14 protein-coding genes and 2 pseudogenes are annotated in these 19,241 nt (G+C 64.9%); 10 read left to right on the top strand and 6 right to left on the bottom strand.

Translation table 11 applies throughout. The features are described from left to right. The first annotated feature begins 224 nt into the window (after positions 1 to 224). The 5 genes and pseudogenes from ACIU1A_RS16800 (at position 225) to ACIU1A_RS16780 (ending at position 8,420) form a co-directional block, all read left to right on the top strand. Positions 225 to 4,033, top strand: a pseudogene (locus ACIU1A_RS16800) (hydantoinase B/oxoprolinase family protein). Positions 4,034 to 4,104: 71 nt separating this feature from the next. Next, positions 4,105 to 5,100 carry a sugar kinase gene (locus tag ACIU1A_RS16795; protein WP_404927816.1) on the top strand — a complete coding sequence of 332 codons (996 nt, stop codon included), beginning with the start codon at positions 4,105 to 4,107 and terminating at the stop codon, positions 5,098 to 5,100. Next, positions 5,097 to 6,359, top strand: coding sequence for a D-tagatose-bisphosphate aldolase, class II, non-catalytic subunit (locus tag ACIU1A_RS16790; protein ID WP_140663526.1), 1,263 nt, complete (start codon positions 5,097 to 5,099; stop codon positions 6,357 to 6,359). The genes ACIU1A_RS16795 and ACIU1A_RS16790 overlap by 4 nt, the downstream gene beginning before the upstream one ends. A 126-nt stretch (positions 6,360 to 6,485) precedes the next feature. Beyond that, positions 6,486 to 7,981 (top strand): annotated as a pseudogene (locus tag ACIU1A_RS16785) (aldehyde dehydrogenase family protein). Positions 7,982 to 8,144: 163 nt separating this feature from the next. Continuing rightward, complete coding sequence (locus tag ACIU1A_RS16780; RefSeq protein ID WP_404927815.1) at positions 8,145 to 8,420, top strand: hypothetical protein; 276 nt, start codon at positions 8,145 to 8,147, stop codon at positions 8,418 to 8,420. A gap of 25 nt (positions 8,421 to 8,445) precedes the next feature. Here the strand turns inward: ACIU1A_RS16780 and ACIU1A_RS16775 are convergent, their stop codons facing one another. Both ACIU1A_RS16775 and ACIU1A_RS16770 read right to left on the bottom strand, forming a co-directional pair. Beyond that, the gene (locus tag ACIU1A_RS16775; protein WP_404927814.1) at positions 8,446 to 9,672 is read right to left on the bottom strand and encodes an NAD(P)/FAD-dependent oxidoreductase; all 1,227 of its coding nucleotides are present in this window, start codon (positions 9,670 to 9,672) and stop codon (positions 8,446 to 8,448) included. 410 nt (positions 9,673 to 10,082) lie between these two features. Then, a complete protein-coding gene (locus ACIU1A_RS16770) occupies positions 10,083 to 10,943 on the bottom strand; it encodes a CaiB/BaiF CoA transferase family protein (RefSeq protein WP_404927812.1) in 861 nt (286 codons plus the stop codon). Between the two features lie 122 nt (positions 10,944 to 11,065). On the opposite strand from ACIU1A_RS16770, the gene ACIU1A_RS16765 reads away from it, so the two are divergent. Continuing rightward, a complete protein-coding gene (locus tag ACIU1A_RS16765) occupies positions 11,066 to 12,088 on the top strand; it encodes an LLM class flavin-dependent oxidoreductase (protein WP_140622805.1) in 1,023 nt (340 codons plus the stop codon). A 52-nt stretch (positions 12,089 to 12,140) separates the two neighbouring features. Continuing rightward, positions 12,141 to 12,788 carry a ThuA domain-containing protein gene (locus ACIU1A_RS16760; protein WP_404927811.1) on the top strand — a complete coding sequence of 216 codons (648 nt, stop codon included), beginning with the start codon at positions 12,141 to 12,143 and terminating at the stop codon, positions 12,786 to 12,788. Between the two features lie 23 nt (positions 12,789 to 12,811). On the opposite strand, the gene ACIU1A_RS16755 is transcribed toward ACIU1A_RS16760, so the two are convergent. Then, positions 12,812 to 13,231, bottom strand: a complete 420-nt coding sequence (locus ACIU1A_RS16755) for a VOC family protein (RefSeq protein ID WP_404927810.1) — start codon at positions 13,229 to 13,231, stop codon at positions 12,812 to 12,814. Between the two features lie 66 nt (positions 13,232 to 13,297). Then, complete coding sequence (locus tag ACIU1A_RS16750; protein WP_404927938.1) at positions 13,298 to 15,325, bottom strand: amidase; 2,028 nt, start codon at positions 15,323 to 15,325, stop codon at positions 13,298 to 13,300. Positions 15,326 to 15,700: 375 nt separating this feature from the next. Between ACIU1A_RS16750 and ACIU1A_RS16745 the strand changes: the two genes are divergently transcribed. Continuing rightward, positions 15,701 to 15,901, top strand: a complete 201-nt coding sequence (locus tag ACIU1A_RS16745) for a hypothetical protein (protein WP_404927809.1) — start codon at positions 15,701 to 15,703, stop codon at positions 15,899 to 15,901. 61 nt (positions 15,902 to 15,962) lie between these two features. On the opposite strand, the gene ACIU1A_RS16740 is transcribed toward ACIU1A_RS16745, so the two are convergent. Together ACIU1A_RS16740 and ACIU1A_RS16735 are read right to left on the bottom strand one after the other, a co-directional pair. Then, on the bottom strand, positions 15,963 to 17,111 hold the full coding sequence (locus tag ACIU1A_RS16740) for an amidohydrolase (protein ID WP_404927808.1): 1,149 nt from the start codon (positions 17,109 to 17,111) through the stop codon (positions 15,963 to 15,965). A 100-nt stretch (positions 17,112 to 17,211) separates the two neighbouring features. Further along, positions 17,212 to 17,655: an SRPBCC family protein gene (locus ACIU1A_RS16735; protein ID WP_140499234.1), complete on the bottom strand. Its 444-nt coding sequence runs from the start codon at positions 17,653 to 17,655 to the stop codon at positions 17,212 to 17,214. A 248-nt stretch (positions 17,656 to 17,903) separates the two neighbouring features. Here ACIU1A_RS16735 and ACIU1A_RS16730 point away from each other — a divergent pair, with 248 nt between their 5' ends. Next, a complete protein-coding gene (locus tag ACIU1A_RS16730) occupies positions 17,904 to 18,764 on the top strand; it encodes a xanthine dehydrogenase family protein subunit M (protein WP_140499232.1) in 861 nt (286 codons plus the stop codon). Continuing rightward, on the top strand, positions 18,764 to 19,240 hold the full coding sequence (locus ACIU1A_RS16725) for a (2Fe-2S)-binding protein (RefSeq protein ID WP_140499230.1): 477 nt from the start codon (positions 18,764 to 18,766) through the stop codon (positions 19,238 to 19,240). Before ACIU1A_RS16730 ends, ACIU1A_RS16725 begins: the two co-directional genes overlap by 1 nt. The last annotated feature ends 1 nt before the right edge of the window (position 19,241 follow it).

The following is a 19,241-nucleotide window of genomic DNA, read 5'->3' as shown; positions in this document are numbered from 1 at the left end:
ATCCCGCATTTTTCCATCCTGGATCCAGATAGCGGCCGGCGAGCCAGCCGGCCGCGCTCACGGCTCCGGCCGGCGCGCTGCGGAGGCGCGTGCCTTGCCAGGGCCTCAGACATCCAAAGCCACCGTCATCGAAGAGGCGATGGCGCGACGACTTGTTCCGGCGCGAACTCGGGTATCAAAGAGTATGACTTTGCTGCCATACTCGCGATAAAGAGGGTGTCGGAATGCAACAAAAATGGGATTTCTGGATCGACCGCGGCGGCACGTTCACCGATGTTATCGGCCGTGATCCCGAGGGCGGCCTGCATCCGCGCAAGCTTCTGTCCGAAAATCCCGAGGCCTATGCCGACGCAGCCATCCAGGGCATTCGCGACCTTCTCGGGCTGCGCCCCGGCGAGCCTATCCCCGCCGGGCTGATAGGCGACCTAAAGATGGGCACCACGGTCGCCACCAACGCGCTGCTGGAGCGCAAAGGCGACCGCGTGCTTTTGCTCATCACCAAGGGATTTCGCGATTCGTTGAGGATCGCCTATCAGGCGCGGCCTGACATCTTCGCCAAGGAGATCGTCCTCCCAGAACAGCTCTACGAGCGCGTCATCGAGGTCAACGAACGCGTGCTTGCCGACGGCTGCGTCGAACGGCTGCTCGACATCGCTGCCTGTCGCCCGGCAATCGAACAGGCAAAGGCGGACGGCATTGATGCGGTCGCCATTGTCTTCATGCACGCCTGGAAATATCCCGATCACGAAAAGGCCGTCGCAAAGGTCTGCCGCAAGCTCGGTTTCGGCCAGGTTTCGGTCAGCCACGAGGTGTCGCCGCTGATCAAGCTGGTCGGCCGCGGGGACACCACCGTGGTCGACGCCTATCTGTCTCCGATCCTGTCGAGATATGTGCAAAGGGTAGGCCAGGAACTCGGCGTTCTCTCCCCCTCGAGGGGGAGATGTCGGCGAAGCCGGCAGAGGGGATCGCCGCAGAAGGCACCACCAAGACGTCGAACCCCGTCGACCCGACCCGACCCGGCAGCTTCGCCGCCACTCTCCCCTCGAGGGGAAGGGAAAATCCCCGCCTGATGTTCATGATGTCTTCTGGCGGGCTCACCGCCGCGGACCTGTTCCAGGGCAAGGATGCGCTGCTGTCTGGCCCGGCCGGCGGGGTCGTCGGCATGGTCGAGACGGCCAGGCTCGCCGGCTTCGAAAAGGTGATCGGTTTCGACATGGGCGGCACCTCCACCGATGTCGCCCATTATGACGGCGAATATGAGCGCGCCTTCGATACCGAGGTCGCAGGCGTGCGCGTGCGCGCGCCGATGATGCGCATCCACACCGTCGCGGCCGGCGGCGGCTCGGTCCTGCACTACGAAGCAGGCCGCTTTCGCACCGGCCCGGACTCCGCCGGCGCCAATCCAGGCCCCGCCGCCTACAGGCGCGGCGGCCCGCTCGCCGTCACCGACGCCAACGTCATGCTCGGCAAGCTGCAGCCGGATTTTTTCCCGGCCATCTTCGGCCCCGGCCAGAACGAGCCGCTCGACGCGGAGATCGTGCGCCAGAAATTCACCGCGCTCGCCGCTAAAATCGGCGACGGCCGCTCGGCCGAAGCGGTGGCCGAAGGGTTCGTCACAATCGCGGTGGAAAACATGGCCAACGCCATCAAGAAGATCTCGGTGCAGCGCGGCTACGACGTCACCGAATATCTTCTGAACTGTTTTGGCGGCGCAGGCGGCCAGCACGCCTGCCTGGTCGCCGACGCACTCGGCATGGAGGCGGTGCTGATCCATCCGTTTTCCGGCTTGCTGTCGGCCTACGGCATCGGCCTGTCTTCGGTCTTTGCCTCACGCCAGCAGGCCTTGCTTGCACCGCTCGCGGAAGAATCGAGGCCGGCAATCGAAGGCCTGATCGCGGCCTTGCAAACCGCCGTTGTCGCGGAACTCGCCGCACAAGGCATCGCCGAGGACGCGGTGACCGCCAGACCGGCGTTGCAGATCCGTTATGACGGCACCGACACCGCACTTCCGGTGCATTTCGACCATGGCTCGATGTTGCGGGCGAGGGTCGATTTCGAGGCTGCCCACAAGGCGCAATTCGGTTTCGTCTATGAGGACAAGCCGATGATCGTCGAAGCTGTGAGCGTCGAGGGGACGGAGGCGGGCGGCGAGCAGAATACCGAAGTCTATGCGCAGGCGGGGCAGCCATCAAAAGCCAGGGCCGAGGAGGTCCGGCGGATCTATACGGAAGGAAAATGGCACGAAGCCGACGTCTGTCGGCGCGAGGCGTTGCGGCCGTCCGATCGGGTCGCTGGCCCCGCACTGATCATCGAGCCCAACCAGACTATCGTCGTCGAGCCGGGCTGGCAGGCCGAGATCACGGCCAGGAACCATGTGTTGATGCGGCGTACCAGCAAGAAACGCCGGCAGGCGGCACTTGGCACCGAGGCCGATCCGGTGATGCTGGAAGTGTTCAACAATTTGTTCATGTCGATCGCCGAGCAGATGGGCGTGACGCTGCAGAACACCGCCTATTCCGTCAACATCAAGGAAAGGCTGGATTTCTCCTGCGCCGTTTTCGACCGGAACGGCGCGCTGGTCGCCAACGCGCCGCATATGCCGGTGCATCTGGGCTCGATGGACCGCTCGGTCGAGACCATCATCCGGCTGAATTCCGGCGACATTCATCCCGGCGACGTCTTTGCCCTCAATGCCCCCTATAATGGCGGCACGCATCTGCCCGATATCACGGTGGTAACGCCGGTTTTCGAGGAAGAGCGGCCGATTTCCCCCACAAGAGGGGAGATTGGCCAATCGCCCAAGATCCTCTTCTGGGTGGCCTCGCGCGGCCACCACGCAGATATCGGCGGTACCGCGCCGGGCTCGATGACGCCACTTGCCACCACGGTCGACGAGGAAGGCGTGCTGTTCGACAATTTCCGTATCGTCGATCGCGGAAAGTTCCGCGAGAATGAGCTGCAGACGCTGCTCACCGATCACCGCTATCCGGCCCGCAATCCGCACCAGAATATCGCCGATCTCAAGGCGCAACTCGCTGCCAACGAAAAGGGCGTGGCGGAGCTGCGCAAGATGGTGGCGCATTTCGGGCTCGATGTCGTCGAGGCCTATATGGGCCATGTGCAGGACAATGCGGCCGAAAGCGTGCGGCGCGTGATCGAGCGGTTGCCGGATACATCGGCCTATGAATATCCCACCGACACCGGCCAGGTGATCAAGGTGAAGATATCGGTCGACCGGCAAAAGCGTGAGGCGACGGTCGACTTCACCGGCACGTCGCCGATGATGAAGAACAATTTCAACGCGCCAGAGCCTGTCGCCCGGGCCGCGGTCCTCTATGCCTTCCGCGTCATGGTCGAGGACATGATCCCGATGAATGCCGGTTGCCTGAGGCCCATCAACATCATCATCCCGGATGGCTCGATGCTGAAACCCGCTTATCCCGCCGCCGTCGTCGCGGGCAATGTCGAGACCTCGCAGCACGTCACCAACGCCCTGTTCGGCGCCATGGGCGCCATGGCCAATGCGCAAGGCACCATGAACAATTTGACCTTCGGCAACAGCAAGTACCAGTATTACGAAACGATCTGTTCCGGTTCGCCCGCCGGCCAGATGAATTCCGGCCGCGGCTTTGCCGGCACGTCGGGCGTTCACACCCATATGACCAATTCGCGCCTTACCGACCCCGAAATACTGGAGCTGCGCTTTCCGGTGATGCTGGAGGATTTCCACATCCGCGAGGGCTCCGGCGGCAAGGGCAGGTGGAATGCCGGCGACGGCACGAAGCGCACCATCCGCTTCCTGGAGAAGATGGAATGCGCCATCCTGTCCTCGCATCGCAACCGGCCGCCGCAAGGGCTGGACGGCGGTGGCGATGGCGAGGCCGGCTCGACCAAGGTGCGCCGCAAGGACGGCACGGTCGAGGTGCTGAAAGCCTGCGACCAGACGGTGCTTCAGGCCGGCGACGCCGTCATCGTGACGACGCCGACGCCCGGGGCGTTTGGAAGGCCGGAGCCAGGGCCGTCCAACGTTTGATAGAATCGCGGAACCGCTCTATCCGTTTTTGGAATCCGCATTTCCCTTGCCTTTCACACCGGGCCTTCGCCATGCCAAGCAAATCCTTATTGAAGACACTGGCGCCCGATGGACTCGGGCCGACCGTCACCGTGGGCGAGATCCTGGTGGAGATCATGGCCACCAGCCGTGGCAACGGCTTTCTCGAGCCCATCGCGCTGACCGGACCCTATCCGAGTGGGGCGCCGGCGATCTTCGTCGACCAATGCGCCAGGCTTGGCGGGCGGGCCGGCATCATCGCCTGCGTCGGCGATGATGATTTCGGCCGGATCAATGTCGAGCGCCTGCGCCGGGACGGTGCGGATGTCTCGGCCATCGCCGTCAGCCCAGACTATCCGACGGGCAGCGCCTTCGTGCGCTACCGTGAGGACGGTTCGCGCGACTTCGTCTACAATATCGGCAAATCGGCCGCGGCGCGGGTCGGCTTGACCCCTGAGGCCAGGGCGCTGCTGGCGCGTTCGGGCCATTTGCACGTCATGGGCACCGCACTCAGCATTCCCGTCATTTGGGAGGTGCTCGACCATGCCATCGATGTGGTCAAGGGACGTGGCGGAAGCATCTCGCTCGATCCCAATCTTCGCAAGGAACTGCTCGGCCATGGCCAGACGCGCGAGCGCTTCGCACGGCTTCTCGACATTGCGGATCTGATCCTGCCGTCGGGTGAGGAACTCCACACCGCTTCGGGCAACGACAATGAAGCCGACGCGCTCGCCTCGCTGTTTGCCCGCGGCGCCGGCGAGGTCGTCGTCAAGCGGGGCGCGTTGGGCGCGTCCCTGTTCGGCGCCGACGGCAGCCGCGTCGAGTCGCCCGGCTTCCTGGTCGAGGAGATCGATCCGACCGGCGCGGGCGACTGTTTTGGCGGCGCCTACATCGCCTGCCGCAGGCTCGGCATGCCTGCCGTGACCGCGCTCGATTACGCGAATGCGGCAGGCGCGCGCAACGTCACGCGGCAAGGCCCGATGGAAGGAGCCGGTACGCGCGCTGAACTCGATCTGTTCATTGCCAACACGCCGAGGCGACGCCCGTGACCGATCCATTGCTGAAACTTGCAAATTCCCGGCGGCGGGGCGCGGCGGAAGGCATCACCTCCGTCTGCTCGTCCCATCCGGTCGTGATCCGGGCCGCAGTGCGCGACGCCGCGCTGTTCTCGCGGCCGCTGCTGATCGAGGCGACCTGCAACCAGGTCAACCAGTTCGGCGGCTATACCGGCATGCAGCCCGCCGACTTCGTCGCGGCGGTGACCGCTATTGCCGGCTCCGAAGGCCTTGCGCCCGAGCGGGTCATCTTCGGCGGGGATCATCTCGGTCCCAATCCATGGCGAAAGGAAGATGCCGGCGCGGCCATGGCGAAGGCCGAGGACATGGTGTCCGCCTATGTCCGGGCCGGTTTCCGCAAGATCCATCTCGATGCCTCCATGGGATGCGCGGGCGAGCCGGCGGCGCTGGATGACGCTACGATTGCCAGGCGCGCCGCCCGCCTGGCGCGCAAGGCCGAGGACGCCGCCAGCGGGACCGACCGGCCACTCTACGTGATCGGCACCGAGGTTCCGCCGCCGGGCGGAGCGGATCATCTCATCGGCGAAATCAGCCCCACAAGCCTGTCCGCGGTCCAGCACACACTGGCGGTGCATCGGCAGATCTTCCACGAGAACGGCCTCGCAGACGCCTTCTCGCGGGTCATCGCCGTGGTGGTGCAGCCGGGCGTGGAGTTCGGCAACGAGAACGTGGTCTTCTACGATCGCGCCAAGGCGCTGCATCTGCGCGAATTGCTCGACCAGGAAGCGGGCCTGGTCTACGAAGCCCATTCCACCGACTATCAGACGCAAGCGGCCCTACGCGAACTGGTCGAGGACGGCTTTGCCATCCTCAAGGTGGGGCCGCAGCTGACTTTCGAACTGCGCCAAGCGCTCTATGGGCTGGACCTGATCGCCTCCGACCTGTTGCCTGACTACGGCGCGCGCCCGCTTTATCAGACCATGGAAGCGCTGATGACGGCCGATGCCAAGGACTGGCACAGCCACTACCACGGCTCTGCGGCGCAACAGCGCGTGCAGCGGCACTATTCGCTGTCGGACCGCATACGTTACTACTGGAACCATCAGGAGGCGATGGAAGCTGTCCAGCGATTGACGGCCGCCTTGTCAGGCAAGGCCGTGCCGGTGACGCTGTTCCATCAGCATCTGCCTGCGCTCGACCGCTTCGCCGGGCAGCCGCTCGATCCGGAGGCGGTGTTGGTGGCCGCGGTTCAGCAGGCGCTGGAGGGCTACCGCTTCGCCTGCAGCGGGTGAGGCGGACGATATCCGGGAGCGTGCAAACGGGGTCTCCGTCCGATCGTTCCGACGACTTGTCGGCTTCCTGCTTGAGGTGTGCCGGCGCCGGAGTAATAGTCGCGGCGGAATTGCGAGGAGGAGAAGATGACGCTGAACTTCGACCCGAGGGCGAAGGCCGCGACGCTCTACCATGGCGAATTCCGGCCGATGTTCATCGGCGGCAAGTGGGTCGCGGCGCAGTCCGGACAGGAGATGCAGCGCTGAACCCGGCGACAGGGCAGGTGTTGGCGACGGTACCTCGCGGAGGCGTCGCCGACATCGACGCGGCGGTGGCGGCTGCGCGCACCGCTTTCGAAGGCCCGTGGTCGGGATTTTCTCCTTACGAGCGGCAGTGCGTGCTGCTCAGGATTGCCGATCTCTTCGAGAAGAACTGGGAGGAGCTCTGCGTCTCCGACACGCTCGACATGGGCCTGCCGATCACGCGCACGCTCGCCAACCGGCGCCGCGTCATCGGCATGCTGCGCTTCTATGCCGGGATGGCGACCGTGCTGCATGGCGAATCAATCGACAATTCGATCCCGGGCGAGATCGTCACCTTCACAAGGCGCGAACCGGTGGGCGTGGTCGGCGCCATCATTCCCTGGAACGCGCCGACCGCCGCCTCGATCTGGAAGATCGCGCCGGCCCTCGCCACCGGCTGCACCATCGTGCTGAAGCCCTCGGAAGATGCGTCGCTGACGCCGCTCTTGATCGCGCGGCTGATGCAGGAAGCGGGCGTTCCCGACGGGGTCGTCAACATCGTCACCGGAACCGGGGCCGAAGCCGGCGCGCGGCTGGCCGAACATCCCGACGTCAACAAGATCGTCTTCACCGGCTCGACGCTCACCGGCCAGGTCATCGCCCGGGCGGGTGTGGCCAATCTCAAGCGCGTTTCGTTGGAGCTCGGCGGCAAGTCGCCGTTCATCGTGTGCCGCGACGCCGATATCGACAAGGCCGTTCCGATCGCGGCGATGGCCGTCTTCGTGCATTCGGGCCAGGTCTGCATCGCCGGTTCGCGACTGTTCGTGGCACGCGAAATCCATGACGAGTTCGTGCGCCGGCTCGCCGATTTCGCCGGCAGGCTGCGCATCGGCCACGGCATCGAGGCCGAAACCGAAATAGGGCCGCTTATCAATGCCAGGCAGGCCGGCAAGGTGGAGGGCTACATCAAGGCCGGCAGCGAGGAGGGCGCGGAACTGGTCGCCGGCGGATCGCGCCTGACCGGCGGTCTCTATGACGGCGGCAATTTCATCGCCCCAACCGTCTTCGGCGCGGTGTCCGACACGATGACCATAGCGCGCGAAGAGATCTTCGGGCCGGTTATCTCGGCAATGCCCTTCGATACGCTTGACGAAGCCGTCGCCCGCGCCAATGCGACGCCCTATGGGCTGGCCGCCGGCATCTTCACCAGCCATCTCGGAACCGCACAGAAGCTCGCCCGCCGCGTCAAGGCGGGTTCGGTCTGGGTCAACATGTACCACGCCATCGACCCCGCCGTGCCGTTCGGCGGCATGAAAATGTCGGGCTACGGCCGCGAGGGCGGCATCGAACATCTGCACGAGTATCTGGAGACCAAGTCGGTATGGATCCAGACCGACTAAGGCTTTTGTCGGTTGTCAGGCGAGCCGGCCTGCGCCGCCGGTTCCCAGGCTGCCGCTCATGCACGCCGGCTGCAAATCAACCGGCGCCCGTTCTCAGGAACTTTTCTTTATCCGGCGATTTTGGATATAAGATGAAATCCGGTTGGCCAGGAAGGTGTTGTCGATGACGACGAAACGCTTCGCGATCTGCGCTCTCGCCCTTGTGATGGGCTGCGGCATCGTCTCTTCGGCGTCCGCCGGGGCCAGGCACCGCCACCACCAGGGCGAACCCGTACGCTATGTTCCCGCTGACGGCGATATTATCGACATACTGTTCGGCAGCCCGCGCTACTATGACCGGCAGCTTGTCACGACGGCCGCCGGCGCCTGTTCCTACCACCGGGTGGGGCCGGATGCGAATGCGCTGAACAAAATCAACGATCACCATTGCGGAAAATAGCGGGCCGACCGCTCCGCAAGCAGGCTCATGACGCTTCCCATCCGGGAAAGCGGTCCGGCCGCAGCCATGTCTGGGCTGGGCTGCCATTGCCGGAAAACACGGCGTCAACCAGCCAGCGCGCGGTGGCGGGGGCGGCATGCATGCCGATGGAACCCATGCCGCCATGCACGAACAGGCCCTCGACGGCCGTCCTGCCAGCGACCGGCAAGCCATCGGACAGCATCGGGCGGTTGCCGGGATAGACGTTCCTGACCTGCGGCGCGCCGAGGCCCGGCAGCATGCGCAGCGTGCGGCTGGCGATCCGGCTCGCCATGTCGGTGTTGCGGACGAGATCGCGGAAGGCCGGCTGGACGGAGGCGCCAAGCCTGGCATCGCCGCCGCCCATGGGGTTGAGGCAGATGGCTTCCACCGCCGGCTGGTCGTCGCGCTGCGCGGCGACATCGGCAAGGCCGTCGAGCCTCATGCGCCGGCCGAGCTCTTCCTGATCCGGCCAGGTCAATTCCTCGACGATCCAGGGCAGCTCGAAGTCGAGTTTTCCCAACTGGACCAACCAGCCGCGGCCGGCGGTGAAGGGCAGGCCGGGCAGCGGTCCGTCGCCGACGGTGCGGCGCAGAAGGTCCGACATCCACAATCCGTTAGCGATGAAGACGAGATCGGCGGGAACGATCCCCTGGTCGGTCAAGATACCCTGGACCTTGCCGCCACTGGAGAAGATCTGGGCGACGCGCAGGCCAGTACGGATCGTCGCGCCGGCCTCACGGGCGGCGTGGGCGAAGGCATGTGTCGCGCCCATGGGTTCCAGCGTCCATGCACGGCCGGCGGAATAGGCGCCTGCCACGTTGAAGCCGACACGCGGGTGGTCGCGCGCCAGTTCCTTGCCCGTGATCTTTTCCATCGCCACGCCGGCTTCCCTGTAGCGGTCGGCCACGGCGGCAGCCGCCTCGAAACTCGCCTCGTCTTCGGAAATCAGCAGATGTGCGATGGCGGCGAATTCGAAGGGAACGGGTCCGTCGGCAAGCTCGGCATAGATCGCGACGCTGGCGTCCAGCAGTTCGACGACCTCTTTCTGCGGGCCGGTGAGCAAGGTGCCGGTGTTTCGTCCTGAGGACTCGGCGGCGATCATGCTCTGCTCGAGGATCGTCGTCTTGAGACCGTGGCGGGCCAGTTCATAGGCGAGCGTGCAGCCGGCGATGCCGCCGCCGATGACCACGGCATCCATTGGTGTCTGGACGCGAGTCGAGTTGAAGGACATGGAGCGCAGCCTCCTCCCAATGAAAGCATCTCGTATACTCGTATACGAGATGCTTTTCAAGTATGCCGCCCACGACTGCCGCAAGTGCCGCCACGATATCGTCTTCGGTCCGAGCCGGGCGCAGGCCAGCCGGCGATTTCCTCAGCCAAAGGCGGGTAGCCGAAAGCTGCCTTTTCAACGACTTGCGGTTGGATCCGCAAGTTCGGCACGAATCTCCGCACCATGTTCGTCGCGTGCCGGACTTTTTCGCCGGTGCCTTTGCCGTCCGTTTGGAAAAACGGGGGGCAGAGGCAGCTTGGAGGGCGCCATTCTCGACCAACCAGGAGCCGCGTGCGGCCATGTGCGGATGCAGCGCCGCCTCATGCGGGCTGAGCACAGGCCCGACGCAGGCATCCGTCCCTCGAACAATTTCATCCACTCGTCTCGGGATTTTTCGGCAAAGATCGCTTCAGCCGGCTGCCGAGCTCAGGCCAGAGGCCGCGGTCGAACTGAGCGGCGAACTGCGGATCGCCGCCCAGGCTAAGCCTGTCGAGGAACAGCGCATAGAATTTCGGCTCGACGCACTGGACGCTGATGAAGCCGCCATCTGCCGTGCGGTACACGCGGCACCAATGCGGTCCGTCCAGAAGACTCCGGCCACGCTCGGCGGCAAGCACGCCGGATTGTGCGAGGGACATCAAAAGATTCATCATGTGGGCCGAGCCGTCGACGATCGCCGCGTCGACGACCGTGCCTTCGCCACAGGCGCGGGCGTTCATGATGGCGGCCAGCATGCCGATCACCAGATAGAGCGCGCCGCCGCCTATGTCGCCGACCAGCGTCGGCGGCGCCATTGGCGGCTCGCCCGGCAGGGAAGCATACCAGAGTGCGCCCGACACGCCGGTATAGTTCATGTCGTGGCCGGCGGTGCGGGCGAGCGGGCCTTCCTGCCCCCAGCCGGTCATGCGGCCATAGGCCAGGCGAGGGTTGGCGGCCAGACACACATCTGGACCAAGCCCGAGACGCTCCATCACGCCCGGCCGGAAGCCCTCGATCAGGCCGTCGGCGGTGGCGATCAAGCGCATCAGCACGGCAACGTCCCCGGCATCCCTGAGGTCGAGCGCGATAGAGCGCTTGCCGCGATCGAGCAGCGAGCGCTCGGGAAGGCCCGGCACGGATGCATGCTTGCGGTGGACGACGATCACGTCGGCGCCGAGATCGGCGAGCAGCATGCCGGCAAAGGGCGCCGGCCCCAACGCCTCGATCTCGACGATGCGGATTCCCCTGAGCATCCCACCCTCCACGGCATTCAAACTTTCGGTAAGGCACACTTTTGGTGTCACGCAGGGGCGACGGTGTGTAACCCTGCTCTTTTGGCATTGAAGCACGTGTCGCCGGTATATACGTCAGGGCCATGAAAAAAATCGGTTTCCTGTCATTCGGGCACTGGACGCCCTCGTCGCAATCGCAGGTGCGCTCGGCGTCGGACGCGCTGTTGCAATCCATTGATCTCGCCGTCGCGGCCGAGCAACTCGGCGCTGACGGCGCGTATTTCCGCGTCCACCATTTTGCCCGACAGCTCGCCTCGCCATTTCCGCTGCTGGCGGCGGTCGGCGCCAAGACCAGCCACATCGAGATCGGCACGGCGGTCATCGACATGCGCTACGAGAATCCGCTCTACATGGCGGAGGACGCGGGTGCCGCCGACATCATCGCAGGCGGGCGCCTGCAGCTCGGCATCAGCCGGGGCTCGCCCGAACAGGTGATCGATGGCTGGCGCTATTTCGGCTACGCGCCGCAGGAAGGCAAAAGCGACGCCGACATGGCGCGGCATCACGCCGAGGTCTTCCTCGACACGCTGCGCGGCGAGGGCTTCGCCCAGCCCAATCCGCGGCCGATGTTTCCCAACCCGCCCGGCTTGCTGCGCCTGGAGCCGCATTCTGAAGGCCTGCGCGAGCGCATCTGGTGGGGTGCCGCCACCAACGCCACTTCGGAGTGGGCGGCGAAGCTGGGCATGAATTTGCAGAGCTCGACCCTCAAATTCGACGAAAGCGGCAAGCCCTTCCATATCCAGCAGGCCGAGCAGATCCGGATCTATCGCGAGGCCTGGAAGGCGGCCGGCCATGAACGCGAACCGCGCGTCTCGGTCAGCCGCAGCATTTTCGCGCTGGTCGACGACCGGGACCGCGCCTATTTCGGGCGCGGCAATGAGGGCCGCGACCAGATCGGCTTCATCGAGGAAAACACGCGGGCGATCTTCGGGCGCAGCTATGCCGCCGAGCCGGACGTGCTGATCAAGGAGTTGGCCGAGGACGAGGCGATCGCCGAGGCCGACACGCTGCTGCTCACCGTGCCCAACCAACTCGGCGTCGACTACAACGCCCATGCCATCGAGGCGATCCTGACCCATGTCGCGCCGGCGCTGGGTTGGCGCTGACAGCCGAGCCGTGTAACCATCGCTGCTGCGGACAGTTCAGGAGGTTCACTGCATGGCAAAGAAGGCCTTGATTGCCTGGGGTGGGTGGGAAGGCCATACGCCCCAGCGCAGCGCCACTGTGGTGCGCGACATGCTGGAGCGCAATGGATACACGGTCACGCTCGGCGAGGGCACGGGGATGTTTGCCGATCCGGAGCTGAACTCATTCGATCTCATCGTGCCCGTCATCACCATGTCGAAGATCGAAAAGTCCGAGCTGCAGAATCTGACGCGCGCGGTTCGACAGGGAACGGGACTCGGCGGTTTCCACGGCACGATGGGCGACAGTTTCCGCAACGAGCCGGACTATCAGTTCATGACCGGCGGCCAATGGGTCGCGCATCCCGGCGACATCATCGACTATCGCGTGGTCATCACCAAACCGGACGATCCGATCACGAGAGGCATTGGCGACTTCGCCTACCGGTCGGAGCAGTACTACATGCATGTCGACCCGAGCAACGAGGTGCTGGCGACGACCACCTTCACCGACGAGCATTTCCCGGGCATCGGCGGCGTCGACATGCCGGTTGTCTGGAAGCGAAGATATGGCGCAGGCAAGGTCTTCTACAGTTCGCTCGGACACACGGCGGATGAGTTCGCGATGCCGGAAATGGCTGTCATCGTCGAGCGTGGTTTGCTCTGGGCCGCGCGGGGGTAGCTGCCCACTGAAACCGCGACAGCCTACCAATCGGCGACGCGATCGCCGCCTGTGAATTGCGCGCTCTTGCCGGTGTATTCGAACAGTTCGATCTTCACGCCGTCGGGGTCGCGCAGCCAAGCCTGATAGGTGTCGTCGCAGGCGAGCTTTTTCGCGGTGACCTCCACGCCCCTGGACGCGATATGCCTGATCGCGGCGTCGATATCCTCCACCTCCAGGCAGAAATGGTTGATCTGGTTCGTCTCACCGAACCGCGCGCCCTCTTTGTGAAAAACCTCGATATGGCTGCGGCCGCCGCAATTAAGGTAGAAACCGAAAATCTTTCCGTCGCGCAGGAAATTGAACTGGATATCAATGCCCAGGACATCCTCGTAGAAGCGCCGTGTCTCGTCCAGATCATTGGCGAAGATGCAGACATGGGCGAGTTGTTTGACCTTGATCATGGCTGGCTCCTCATAATTTCGCAGGTTCACATAGCCCGGCGCGAAATTGGCCGCGCGCGCTCACCATCATCCAATACCGCCGGTGACCACATAGGCGCCCGCGCTGCGTCCATCCCGCAGCCGCATCACCGCCGTGACGATCGAGCCGTAGGGGCCGCGCCAGACGCTGTGGATCCGTTGATGCTCCGCGGCCGGGACAAACGCCCGGCCGGTCAGACGCGCGCCGGCTCGGCGCATCGCGACGGCCTCTCCGTTGACGTGCACCTTGATGCTGGCGTGCTCCGTCTCGGTTGCGTCGACGGGGAGGTCGAGCGTGATGACGATCTCGTCCTGATCGCCGCTGTCGCGCGTCTCGGCCGCAAGCTTGATCGCGAGCGTAGGCGCCTTGCCATTGCCGGCTTGATTGGCCCGGCGCGAAAACACATCGTCTGCCAGTTCCGGCGTGCGCGGCGGCTGGGTGCGGCGCTGCGTGGAGCGCTCGTAATCGCCGGCTATGCGCAACAGCCTTTCATCGTCATAGGCCTTGCCGGCGAAGGTCAGGCCGACCGGCATGCCGATGTCGGCCATGGTGCCCATCGGCACGGTAACGGTCGGGATGCCGAAATGCCGCCACACCAGATTGCCGTTGGCGACCCAGGTGCCGTTGCGCCAGGCAAGCGCCGCGGAGGCCTCAGTGATGTCGGCATCGGCGGGCCCGACATCGGCGACGGCAGGCAGCACGACAGCATCAAGCCTGTTCGCGTCCAGCCAGTCCTCGAAATCGAGCCGCCGCGTCGCTTCCAGCCCTTTCAGCCCGTCCTCCATCGTCGGAATGGCCCGGAACGGCGTGACGCCTGATTTCGCGCGCTCGACATACTGTGCCAAGTCGAAACCGCCTTCATAACGGTCGGGCAGCGTGCCCGGTGGCTGCGGAAAGATTTTCGGGCCGTCGACCGAAACGAGATCGGGAATGTTCAGATCATCGTTCGCGCGCAAAAAATCATCCCAGGCTGAGATGCAGAGGTGCCAGATCTCGCGATCGGCGAAGTCCGGCGGCACCAGAGCGCGGTCGACCATGGTGCGCGCGCCGGGGCGATCGCGCTCATAGTTGGAGACGACAGGGAAATCGACCTCCAACACTTCGGCTCCAAGCCGTCTCAGATCCGCCGCCGCCTGCTCCCAGAGATCAAGCACCGAGGCGCGGGTTTCGATCGGCCGGTCGGCGCCGCTGTCGCGGCCGATATACATTCTGGGCACGCCAAGCCGCACGCCTTGCAGCGACCCTGCAAGTGTCAGATCGGTGTAGCGCGGCGGCCGAATTTCGGAACTCTTCGGCAGTGCGACCCAGGGCTGCGCGCGCCAAAAATCGCCCCGCGTCTCGGGATCGTCGGCGACGATCACATCCAGCAATTCGAGCGTGTCGGGCACGCTGCGCGTGTGCGGCACGACGACATCCATGGTCGGCACCAGGGGCCAGTTGCCGCGCACCGAAATGACACCGCGCGAGGGCGTATAGGCGACCAGCGCGTTGTTGGTGGCCGGCGCACGGCCGGACGACCAGGTTTCTTCGCCAAGCCCGAAAGCGCAGAAGCTCGCCGCTGTCGCGGTGCCCGAGCCATTCGAGGAGCCGGACGCGAAGGCGGCGGTCAGATAATCGGCATTGTAGGGGCTTTCGGCGCGGCCATAGACTCCGCGCTGCATGCCGCCATTGGCCATGGGCGGCATGTTGGTGAGGCCGATCAGCACCGCGCCGCCGGCGCGCAGCCGGGCGACGGTGAAGACGTCCTCGTTGGCGATGAGATGCTCGAAGGCCGGCGAGCCGGCGGCAACAGTCAAGCCGGACACTTTGTAACTGTCCTTGGCGGTGTAGGGGATGCCATCGAGCGGGCCGAACGTCTTGTTCTGACTGCGGCGCCGGTCCGAAGCCGCGGCTTCCTCGAACATCTCAGGATTGAGAACCGGCACCGCATTGAGGCTGATGCCGTGCCGGTCGAAGTGCGCGATGCGCCTGAGATAAGCACCGACAAGTTCGACGCTGCTCACCGTGCCGTCGTCGAGTGCGCGCCGCAACTGTTCGATCGTCGCTTCGACGATGTGAAAGCTGGCATCGGTCATCTTCTGGCCCCTGGCGATCGTTTCCAGGCATGGATGAGCGAGGCCGCCGGCTTCGGCAAGGGCCAATTGCGATTGACGGTGGTCCTGGCGCGGGTCAGGCACGATGCCGCGGTTGCATATCCCGATTGGCAAAAAGCGGCTGACCGATGCAACCTCTAATAGAGACGGCGCGTCAGGTGCCTTCTGGAGCGGCGAGGTCCGGATTCGGCAACGAGGAGTTGCGCCTCTGGTGTAGTCCGTGGGCAACTATTCGCCAAATAGTGAATATCAGTCCCTCAAAACGACTTGCAAGCGTAAGCTGAAGCTCGCAGAAGTTGCGGCGGAAGCATGCATTGAAGAAAACTCATGCCGCCACCCCAGCATGAAAGGGGGATCATGCCTGACCAGAATGCCCTGATCCGCGCTGCTATTGGGCGGCTGCTCTCCGAAAAAACCGGGGTTGCCGCCCTTTCAATGAAGGAAAGCATTGAGGAATTGCTGGAGCGAACCGGCGAAACGGTGACCGAGGACCGCCTGCAGGACCTGCTGCTCGAGATGGCCGAGGTCCGTGGAATGATGGTCGTTCTCGACGTTTAGCGAAGTCCGTTCCGCCACAGCCCAGCGTTCTGGCTCGCCCCGATCGGCCATTTGGCAGCTCTCACCCCAGCAAATTGCGCGCCGTGCGCATGAAGATCCTCGAGCCGATCGGGATCAAATCGTCGGGGAAATCATAGTCGGGATTGTGCAGGGCAGGGTGGCGTTCGCCGGCGCCAAGGAAGAACATGGCCGACGTCGCGCTGTGGCCGAACAGGCCGAAATCCTCCGAGGCGCGCATCGGCAGGGCTTCCTCCGAGTGCGCGACGCCTTCTTCCTGAAGGGCTCGCTGGAGATGCCCCACCGCGTCGGGCGCGTTGACGCTGGCGACGAAGATCTCGTGATAATCCCAGCTTGCGGACAGGCGATGCTGGCCGGCGATCTTCGTGACCAGCGCTTGCGCGGCGGCGCACAGATCCGCCATGCGCTCGTCGCGCCGGGTGCGCAGCGTCGCCCAGACTTCGGCGTGGGCCGGCGCGATGCCGAACACGGCTTCGCCCATCTCGGCGTGGGTGACGGTGACCATGGCGAAATCGTCGTCGGCGAAAGTTCCGCGCCCGAGCGCGGGCAGGGCAGGCATCAGTTCGCTGATCGCCGGCATCGGCGAGATTCCGGTCTCGGGCATGGAGGAATGCGCGGTCTTGCCCTCCAGCACGATGCGCATGCCGCGCGAGGCACAGTTGACCACGCCGGGCTTGAGCCGCACCTCGCCGAACGGCACGCCGGGCAGATTGTGCAGCGAGAAGGCGAAATCGGGCGCGATCTCGCCGAAGCGGGGATCGGCGACGACGCCGGCGGCGCCATTGCCGGTTTCCTCCGCCGGCTGGAACATCAGCACGACGCGACCGCTGGCGGGCCGCTCGCGCCCCAACTGGCGGCCCAGCGCCGCCAGGATCGCGGTGTGTCCGTCATGGCCGCACATATGCGACTTGCCGGGCACTTGCGAGGCATGCGGCACGCCGGACAGTTCTTCGATGGGCAAGGCGTCGAGTTCCGAACGAAACAGGACGGTTGGTCCGTTTTTGCCGCTGTCATAGACCGCTGCGACACCATGTCCGCCCAATCCGGTCAGCACCTTGTCGGGATTGGTATCGGCGAGGAAGTCGACGACGGCTTTCGCCGTCTTTTCCTCCTCGTTCGAGATTTCCGGCTGCTGGTGCAGCTTGCGCCGCCACTCGGTCAGCTCGACGATGTCCCGGTTGGTGAGAGTCATGCTTTTTGGCCTCCGCTAAATTCTTCCCGACGCGCCCGGTCACCTGGGCGCGTCGGGAAGATAGCTAGCGGCAAATGGCTGAGACCGCCACCGTCTTGACCTATTGATTAATCTCGGGTTCGACGAGTTTTGCCAGGTTGCGGAGCGATTCCTGCCAGCCGAGATAGCAGGCCTCGACCGGGATGACGTCGGGAATGCCGGCCTGGGTGATGTCGATCTCGGTGCCGACAGATACTTTTTTCAGGGTGACGGTCACCTGGATCTCGCCCGGCAGATTGGGGTCGTCGAACCTGTCGGTGTAGCGCAGGCGCTCACCGGGAACGAGTTCGAGATACTCGCCGCCGAAGGCATGGCTGTCGCCGGTGGTGAAGTTGCGGAACGACATCTTGAACGTGCCGCCCACCTTGCCCTCGAAGTGATGAACCGTGCAGGTGAAGCCGTTCGGCGGCAGCCACTTCGCCAGCGCGTCGGCCTCGACGAAGGCGCGATAGACTTTTTCCGGGCTGGTGGTGAGAACACGGTGCAAACGTACGGTGCCGGGCATATCATATCCTTTCATAATGCCTGTTCGATGCCCCAAGGACGAGCGGGGCCCGGCCAGTCCGACACCGGCTCCCGGAATTTTTTCAGAGCCTCGGCCGCGGCCTGCGCGACTGGCTTACGCCAGTTCAGCCTGGGTTGGGACTCGATTTTGCGGCGGCTGGCCCAATCGTCGAAAATGACGAACCGGATAGCCATTATGAGGAGACTGTTTATAACGGTCGCTGAGATCGCTGTGACCAAGGGGAGACGATGCGCTACATACGTCCACTTTCAATCGAAGATGCCGTTGGCCACTTGGCCGGATCGGCCGGAACGGCGGCCATTCTCGCCGGAGGCAGCGACCTGCTGGTGAGGATGAAGGGCGGCTTCATCGAACCCGAACTGATCGTCGACATCAAGGCGATCGCGGCCTTGAGCGAAATCAGGGAAACGGCCGACGGCTTCAGCATCGGTGCGGCGGTGCCCTGCGCGGTGCTGGGAGAGAACGCGGCCCTGAAGAAGGCCTGGCCCGGCGTCGTCGAGGCGGCCAAGCTGATCGGCTCGAAGCAGGTGCAGGGACGCTGCACCATCGTTGGCAATCTGTGCAACGCCTCGCCGGCGGCCGACAGCGTGCCGGCGCTGGTGGCGGCCGGCGCCAGGGCGGTGATCGTCGGGCCCGCGGGCCGGCGCACCATTGCGGTGGAGGCGGTGCCGACCGGACCGGGCAAGACGTCGCTCGCCAAGGGTGAGATCATCGAGGCGATCCTGCTCGACAGCCAAGCGCCGCGCTCGGGCGACGCGTATCTCAGATTCATTCCCCGCACCGAGATGGATATCGCGGTGGTCAGCGCCGGCGTGAACCTGACGCTCGACGAGCAAGGTGTCGTCAAGGCGGCCCGCGTGGCGCTGGGCGCCGCCGCGCCCACGGTGCTTCTGGTGCAGGAGGCCGCCGAGGCCCTCATCGGCAGGACGCTGGACGAAGCCGCGCTCGAGCGGCTCGCCAAGGTCTGCTCCGGGGCCTGCCGGCCCATCGACGACAAGCGGGGCACGATCGAGTTCAGACGGAAAGTCGCGGGCGTGCTGGCCAGGCGGGCCGCCACGTCAGCCTACAAGCGTGCAGGAGGCAAGTGATGGCCGGTGTAGCAGTTTCAACCACGATCAACGGCGACAGCGTCGAGTATCTCTGCCAGCCCGACGAGACGCTGCTCGACGTGCTGCGCGACCGGCTCGGGCTGACCGGCGCCAAGGAAGGCTGCGGCACCGGCGACTGCGGCGCCTGCAGCGTCATCCTCGACGACCGGCTGGTGTGCTCGTGCCTGGTGCTGGGCGCGGAGGCGCAAGGGCGCCGCGTGGAGACCGTCGAGGGCATGGCGCATGGCGAGCGGTTGCATCCGCTCCAGCAGAAGTTCCTGGAGCACGCCGCGCTGCAATGCGGCGTCTGCACGCCGGGCTTCCTGATCGCGGCGAAGGACCTTTTGGCCAAGAATCCCGACCCGACCGAGGAGGAGATCCGCTTCGGGCTGGCCGGGAATCTCTGCCGCTGCACCGGCTATGACAAGATCGTGCGCGCCGTCCAGGACGCCGCAAGCGTGATGAAGGGAGCCTGAC

Origin of the sequence: Mesorhizobium maamorense (genome assembly GCF_044998965.1) — a bacterium.
In the GTDB taxonomy this organism is placed as follows: domain Bacteria; phylum Pseudomonadota; class Alphaproteobacteria; order Rhizobiales; family Rhizobiaceae; genus Mesorhizobium.
The sequence above is the reverse complement of the archived record's forward strand: the minus strand, read 5'-3'. Positions and strand labels throughout refer to the sequence as shown.